1 protein-coding gene is annotated in these 2,519 nt (G+C 41.2%); it reads left to right on the forward strand.

Features of this window, described 5'->3' with window-relative positions; genetic code table 11:
* The first annotated feature begins 173 nt into the window (after positions 1–173).
* Positions 174–2,456, forward strand: a complete 2,283-nt coding sequence (gene recJ, locus IM477_RS02305) for a single-stranded-DNA-specific exonuclease RecJ (RefSeq protein ID WP_287730400.1) — start codon at positions 174–176, stop codon at positions 2,454–2,456.
* Positions 2,457–2,519: the final 63 nt, after the last annotated feature.

Consider the following 2,519-nt stretch of genomic DNA (forward strand, 5'->3'; position numbering starts at 1 on the left):
GATGAAGACGCAAGGTTTTGAAGCACGATTCTCTCAAAATCTTGCACCTGTTTCGCTCGTAAAGCCACAAAACCCTTACCTTGCCTACATTTCACATTTATTCAGCAAGCCCTAAATGGAGATAGGGAAAATCACAAAAACTGCCACCTTTTTTACTTTTTCCCTGATATCCCGTGTCTAACTGGCAAATTCCCCCATCGGTGTCTCTTCCCCAAGAGTTTTTAAAAATAGTCCAAGACTACACCCCAGAGTCGGATGGCAGCGTCGTGGCACAAATATTATGGCATCGCGGTGTCCGGGATGTGGCGACTCTGGGGACGTTTCTGGATGAGAAAGCTTATCAGTCAAAAACTCCCTTTGATTTTGGGCAAGAAATGAACTTCGCCGTCAAAAGACTGGAAAAAGCCCTAAATAAAGGCGAAAAAGTGACTATTTGGGGGGATTTCGATGCCGATGGTGTCACCGCTACCACTGTCCTCTGGGAAGGATTGGGACAGTTTTTCCCACCCTATCAACAGTTAGATTATTACATACCCGATCGCCAAAAAGAATCCCACGGCCTCAATTGTCCCGGTATCGAGAAACTAGCGCATCAAGGAACCAGTTTAATCGTCACCTGTGACACGGGAAGCACGAATATCGCCGAAATTGACTATGCAAACAGTCTAGGTATCGATATTATCATCACCGATCATCATACCCTACCCGACGAGCGCCCCGAGGTGATTGCCCTGATTAATCCCCGCTACTTTGTGGAAACCCATCCTTTCTATCATCTTTCTGGGGTTGCCGTTGCTTATAAATTAGTGGAAGCGATGTATTTAACCCTGGCAGATATTCCCAGAAAACCCCTAGAAAATTTACTGGATTTAGTTGCGATTGGTTTAATTGCCGATTTAGTCAAATTGACGGGAGAATGTCGTTATTTAGCCCAAAAAGGTCTTAAAAAACTGCAAAACACTCAGCGTTTGGGAGTTAAAAAATTACTGGATTTATGTAACAAAACCGGAGATAGACCGATGGATATATCCTTCGGTATTGGACCGCGCATTAATGCCGTCAGTCGCATTTATGGCGATGCCAGATTTTGTGTAGAATTACTTACCAGTGAAGATGAAAAACGTTGTCACGAATTAGCTGAACAAGCGGAATTGGCCAATATTCGTCGCCAAGAAATCCAACGGGATATTATTAAACAAGTTCAGAAAAAACTAGAAAGAATTGATCTTTCCACCACTAATGTAATTATTTTAGATGATCCCCAATGGCTGGCGGGAATTTTAGGATTAGTTGCGGGACAAATTGCCCAAGAATACCAGCGACCAACAATTTTATTAAGTACCAGTGAGCCACCTTTTGCTAAGGGTTCCGCTCGGTCAATTCGTGATATCGATCTCTATCAATTAGTATCCTCTCAATCCCATCTTTTACATCGTTTTGGTGGTCATCCTTTGGCCGCAGGTTTAAGTTTAACTATAGAAAATTTACCCCTATTTATTGAGGGAATTAATCAACAATTGCGACGCACAGGAATTGATTTAACTTCCCTTTCTTCCGAGATAGAAGTGGCTGCGGTGGTGACGGTTTCCCAATTGGGAAAAAGTCTATTTAGAGAATTAAAATTACTGGAACCCTGCGGGATGGGTAATCCGACACCGAAGCTATTAATTCAAAATTGTTATTTTCACAATCTTTGGCATAAAAATCTTGAGGATTTCAAAGGCAGAAAAATCGCTTATCCCCGGACAACTTTTGAGATATGGGATAGTTCAATCGATCAGGGATTCCCCGGTATGTGGTGGGGTCATCACAAAGACGAAATTGCTTCCGATACCCGTTATGATGCCGTAGTCGAATTAGATTTTAATACCTACAAAAATCGCTATGAAGTGCGCTTAATTGCCCTGCATCCCTATCAACAAGAATCCCTAACCTATAGCGATAAAAAAGATTTTTTAATCGACAATCGCCATCGAGAAATTAATCGAGAAGTTAGCCAATTAAATCCCCTTTTTCTCTGGGAATGTCCCCGGGATTGGACAAAACTTTCCCGGGAATATCAACAGGCAATTTTACGGGATAAAAAGTTAGTTCTTGCCTATGGTAGTCCTTTGAAAAAATCCGCTCACACTACATGGATAAACCTTGTCGGGATCGGGAAATATTTAGCTAGAACTAAAACCAGTATTTCCCGTCAACAATTACAAAACCGCTTAAACCTCAGTTATCATACCCTAGAATTAGGATTAATTTCCCTAGCAGAAAATGGCTTTAAAGTCAAGAAAAATCAAGAAAATTTATCCTTTGAATTAGTCAATCATGAGGCAAAAATTAATAAGATTGAACAATTTCTAGAAGCGGTGGCCCTAGAAAACTTTCTCCAGCAATACTTTGCTACTGTTCCCCTAGAAATACTGCAAGCAATTCTTAATCATGAAGACTCGATCGATTTCTAGTTAGGGTTTGCGGCAAAAAGTTTGTTGGTGAGGTGTGGGAATTATGAATTATGAAGTGGGGAA

The sequence above is a fragment of the Microcystis sp. M090S1 genome (genome assembly GCF_020246295.1).
Lineage (GTDB): Bacteria > Cyanobacteriota > Cyanobacteriia > Cyanobacteriales > Microcystaceae > Microcystis > Microcystis aeruginosa.